Source organism: Desulfamplus magnetovallimortis, from assembly GCF_900170035.1.
GTDB classification, from domain to species: Bacteria; Desulfobacterota; Desulfobacteria; order Desulfobacterales; family Desulfobacteraceae; genus Desulfamplus; species Desulfamplus magnetovallimortis.
The window spans coordinates 207,197-212,071 of the sequence record NZ_LT828541.1 but is presented as its reverse complement, the minus strand read 5'-3'; the positions used below and the strand labels follow the sequence as shown (position 1 = coordinate 212,071).

Sequence of the window (4,875 nt, the reverse complement as noted above, 5' to 3'; positions counted from 1 at the left end):
ATCACAGTAGAAATATTTGTTAAGGATGATTTCCTTAAAATCACTGTATCCATATGGAAAATTCATGCGTCCCCATCCGGCCTCCGATTTTTGATGGATTTTGAATTTGTTGTCTGTTTAATCGACTCAAAGTTGACAACTATGATCTTGTAAACCTTGTCTGAATCAGGATTCCCAGGATAACCAGGATTTACAGGATAAAAATCTTGAGCATCCTGTAAATCCCGGTTATCCTGATTCAGACAAATTCAATAAATGCCAAAAAAGCCAACAAGATGTCGATTTTGAGTATCTATCCTGAACATCCTGTCCATCCTGGTTATCCTGATCATTGCGCATCTTCTCTCGATGTTGAGATTGAGACAAGGGGAGCTGATACAGCAGTTTTGACAGGTAGTGTAAAGGATGCAGAGAGCGGTATCAGCGTTTCAAATGCAAGGGTGCAATGGAATCTTGGCGGAGAGACATTTTCCTCTGAAAATGGGTACTTTTCAACCATTGTTGTGGCAGGGGAGGGACTTGTTACAACATCACTTGCAAATTACCAGACAAACCTTAAAGCTAAGGTTCAGCTTGGTTCCGGAGAGACAAAAAAGATATTGGTTTTTGTTGCGCCTGTGGAGTCATCCTGCATTGAAGCTCCTGACATGCCGCTTGTCGAGGAGATAGTATCACCAGGGATGGAACCTGATGCTTCCTTCCAGCCATTTGCTGTAAGGGTTGTGTATTCAGATCTTGTCTTTTCCGCTCTGTTTCCTCCTTATGATGAAAAAGTCAATATCTACCTTGGAATGACAAGCGATGCTCCGGAGCTTTCCCCTTATCTGTTGCTGTTTGATAGTGATGATGCTTATGCTCCCATGACAGGAACACCTGTTGCCTGGCGGGAGGTAACAGAGGCTTGTCAGTGGCAGCAGGAGGAAGAGTTTTTCTCTATTCCCCTGGAGTTGCTGCCAAAGGGCAAATATACATTTTACTCCCTTGTAACAGCAGAGCCTGATGGAATGCCGACCTTTGAGATTCGGTTTTTTACGCTTGACCTTTCATCAATTGATTAACACCTGAATCCATTTTATCATTACGTACAGATTTTGAGGTCAGGTGAGATCCAGGCTCAATTTAATGGCTGCATTGACCTCTGCCATTTTTTCAGAGCTGATGATTCCGAGTCGTTTTTCCAGTCTCTCTTTGGAGATTGTCAGAATTTGACTTGTTTTAACCATGGAACGTTCATGCAAGCCCCCTTCAGGGGGCTCAAGTATCACATTCATGGGGTAATTTTTAACAGGTGTTGAAATGGCCGCCACGATTGTTGTTGCAGCTTTTTCATTGCCAATATTATTCTGGATAATAAGTGCAGGTCTTTTTCCAGCTTGTTCACTTCCCCTGGAGGGATTCCAGTTGACAATCCAGATTTCAGAACGCAAGGGAAAATTTATCATCTAAAACGTCTCTGTCTGGGCTGTAAATGTCATTTTTGAAAAAGAGCGATCTTCTTCTTCCATCTCTGCATACCCCAGTGCAATCAAATCTTCGGTTCTTTTTTTAAGCCACAGACTTAAGGCTTCCTGGGCGATTTGACTTTTTGCCAGATTACTACTCAAAGCAATGGCTTCCAAGGCATCCATAATCTCTGTATCAATAGTTAAACTTACTTTTTTTTTAGTTCGCATTTTTGTACCTCTTTTGTTTTTAAAATCACTGTATCCATATGGAAAATTTATAAAATTCTCTTTTACTCATCTGATTTTTATAGTATTTTGTATCCATAGAACATGCTAAATCCGCAATCCACAATCCACAATCTACAATATCCTTTTCAATTGTTAAACTGATTTCAGGGATTTTGGCAAAAAAATTCAAACAGCAACAAAAACAAAAAATCCCAGAGAAGTGAACAGAGTCGCAAATTATAAGCATTATGTGGAGAGAGGATGGCTAAACAGAACACTTTATTATATACACATGTATTTTTTAAAACCTATGATAAAATACTGGACTTTATCTTTTAAATGAAATATGAACCTGCATTATGTATCATTAATGAATTGTTTTATACGTTTCATCACCTGAAAGCATTTTCAGGTAAAGCATCAAATCCAGACAAAGGGTATGCTCCAACTAACAATCAAAAAAATATTCAGGGATAAAAAATGAATGGAATAAAAATATTTTTGTGTGTCTCATTGTCGATCTTATGCCTTATTATAGCTACATTTGCCCATTCTGCTGGTACATATATTAACAACGGAGATGGCACAGTTACCGATCAAGATACCGGCCTTATGTGGCAGCAGGCAGATGACGGTGTTGAACGAAACTGGTACATAGCCTGCGAAGCATGTGAAGAGTTGGAGCTTGCTGGCTATGATGACTGGCGTCTCCCAAGGGTGGATGAGTTAAGGACTCTTGTTGACTACAGCCTCTATGAACCTTCCATGAATCCGGTTTTTGATGTTATATCAAGGGCGTATTGGTCAGGGACTACACATGCCGGTTCCAGTCTTCTTGCATGGTATGTGAGTTTTTACGGTGGCAAGGTTGAGCAAAGTGCCAAGGGAAATGACTTCTACCTTCGCTGTGTTCGTTCAGGCCCATATTGGTCATTGGATACCAATGATTCCCTTATAATAATAAATGAAGATGTTGTAGAGGATATTAGGACAGGGCTTCAATGGCAAAGGCAGGATGACAGTGTAGAAAGAACCTGGAGTGATGCATGTAAATATTGTGAGGAGCTGGTTCTTGGCGGCTATTATGACTGGCGAATTCCTGAAATTGAGGAGCTTGTTTCAATTATTGACTATACAGAGTATTCACCTTCAATTAATGAGGATGTTTTGGAAAGTGCCGAGTCATACTGGGAAGTCAGCTCATTCTGGTACTGGTCTAACACTAAAGTTGCTTCTGACATTTACAATCTGTGGGGTGTGGGGTTTGGCAGAGGTGATGTGGATGTGGACTATCATACTTCAACAAATCCCGTTCGTTGCGTCCGTACAGGAGCTTCCGGCACTGATACACAGCTTTTATCCTCTGTCAAATGCAAAGTTGTCTCCTCAAAAGGAAGCGAACCAGTTGCAAATGCCACAATAAAACTCTTTTCAGGGGGTGAACTTGTTGCAGAAGGTCAGACTTTATCAAGTGGTTATTTTGATTTTGAGACCTTATCTGCCGGAGTATATACAGCCGAGGTCTCAGCTCCAAATTATACAGCAACAACAGTTGCCCCCTTTAATCTTTCAGCAGGTGAAAGCCGATTCTTGAAGGTTGCAATTGCAGCCAATGCACCGGAGATAAGGGAACCTGTTACGGTAACTCCGTCAACCATAGAAGCAGGAGCAGGGCAGGAAGTAACTTTTCTTGTGAATGTATATGATCCTGATGGCGCAGGTGATATTGAAAGCGTTGTTCTGAAACACGATCTTCTTGATAGCATATTGGGGTCAGATGGTGTTGAAATGAGCATTGTAGAGACAGCTTTTAGTGACAACCCAGATATTGCAACCTACCAGTACAAGACAACACTTCTTTCCGGTTTGTCGCCCCAGAATTATATTATTGATGTTGTGGCTCGGGACAGGTCAGGCTTTAAGGCTGTTCATACTATCAATAATTTCAGTGTAATGCAGAAGAGAAGGGCAAGTATAGAAAATAAGGAATCATTTTCCGAAAAGGTACAAAATGCATTGGAAAAACAGACCCTTGAGATATACTTTAATGTTGGGCAGGGTTTGTTCGGCAGTGCCTCATCAACATCAATAAAATCATTCAGAAGTTCAAAATCCCTGAATTCAAATCTATCGTCCTTGAAAGCCGATACTCCTGTCACTCCTGGAGCTGAAAAGTGCGGTGACTGCTATGTTGAAGTTATGATCTATCGGCCTGACAAGAGCCTGTATAACATCGACCCTTATATTGTGTGTGATTCCGAAAATATCACAATAGAAAACGCAGAATCCGGAGAATGGACATATGAAACCACAAGTCATTGTGCATCATCCCTTGATGTTGAGATTGAGACAAGGGGAGCAGATACCGCAGTTCTGACAGGTAAGGTAAAGGATGCAGAGAGCGGTATAAGCGTTTCAGATGCAAGGGTTCAGTGGAATCTTGGCGGTGAGACATTTTCCTCTGAAAACGGATATTTTTCAACGGTTGTTGTGGCAGGGGAAGGTCTTATTACAACATCCCTTGCAAATTATCAGACAAACCTTAAGGCTAAAGTTCTGCTTGGTTCTGGCGAGACAAAGAAGATACAGCTTTTTGTTGCCCCTGTGGAATCATCTTGCATTGAAGCTCCTGACAAGCCCATTGTTGAGGAGATAGTCTCACCAATGATAGAGCCTGACGCTTCCTGTCAGCAATTTGCTGTCGGAGTTGTTGACTCTAATCTTGTCTTTTCCGCTCTGTTTCCTCCATATGACGAAAAAGTCAATATCTACCTTGGTATGACAACTGATGCTCCTGAGCTTTCTTCTTATCTGCTGCTTTTTGACAGTGAGAATACTTTTGCTCCCATGACTGGAACACCTGTTGCCTGGCGTGAGGTAAAAGAGACATGCCAGTGGCAGCAGGATGGAGAGTTTTTGTCAATTCCTCTGGATTTGATGCCAAAGGGCAAATATACTTTTTATTCCCTTGTCACAGCAGAGCCTGATGGAATGCCGACCTTTGAGATTCGGTTTTTTACCCTTGATCTTTCATCAACGGATTAATGCTTTTTCAAAAGGGCTTTTCAGACTCTGGCAGCTTTTATGTATAAGGTTTCATTTTTTCTGAACCATGATTTTCATGATTAAGGGATTATCTTGATTTTTCATCATGTTAATCCTTAAATCCTTTAATCATGGTTCAAAATTTTACTATGGAAAC

The 4,875-nt window shown here is 41.1% G+C and carries 4 protein-coding genes; 2 read left to right on the top strand and 2 right to left on the bottom strand.

The window, feature by feature from the left end:
• The first annotated feature begins 284 nt into the window (after positions 1 to 284).
• Positions 285 to 1,058 (top strand): carboxypeptidase regulatory-like domain-containing protein, encoded by a 774-nt coding sequence (locus MTBBW1_RS05145; protein ID WP_080800179.1) that lies wholly within the window; start codon positions 285 to 287, stop codon positions 1,056 to 1,058.
• A gap of 39 nt (positions 1,059 to 1,097) precedes the next feature.
• On the opposite strand, the gene MTBBW1_RS05140 is transcribed toward MTBBW1_RS05145, so the two are convergent.
• Positions 1,098 to 1,442, bottom strand: a complete 345-nt coding sequence (locus MTBBW1_RS05140) for a type II toxin-antitoxin system PemK/MazF family toxin (protein WP_080800176.1) — start codon at positions 1,440 to 1,442, stop codon at positions 1,098 to 1,100.
• Positions 1,443 to 1,673, bottom strand: a complete 231-nt coding sequence (locus MTBBW1_RS05135; RefSeq protein WP_080800174.1) for a hypothetical protein — start codon at positions 1,671 to 1,673, stop codon at positions 1,443 to 1,445. It lies immediately after the preceding gene.
• Positions 1,674 to 2,153: 480 nt separating this feature from the next.
• On the opposite strand from MTBBW1_RS05135, the gene MTBBW1_RS05130 reads away from it, so the two are divergent.
• Entirely contained in the window at positions 2,154 to 4,718 is a 2,565-nt protein-coding gene (locus MTBBW1_RS05130) for an Lcl domain-containing protein (protein ID WP_080800171.1), read from the top strand.
• Positions 4,719 to 4,875 lie beyond the last annotated feature (157 nt).

Coding starts and splice junctions, on each gene's coding strand:
- MTBBW1_RS05130 (WP_080800171.1), top strand. CDS start 2,154: ATGAATGGAATAAAAATATTTTTGTGTGTCTCATTGTCGATCTTATGC.
- MTBBW1_RS05140 (WP_080800176.1), bottom strand. CDS start 1,442: ATGATAAATTTTCCCTTGCGTTCTGAAATCTGGATTGTCAACTGGAAT.
- MTBBW1_RS05135 (WP_080800174.1), bottom strand. CDS start 1,673: ATGCGAACTAAAAAAAAAGTAAGTTTAACTATTGATACAGAGATTATG.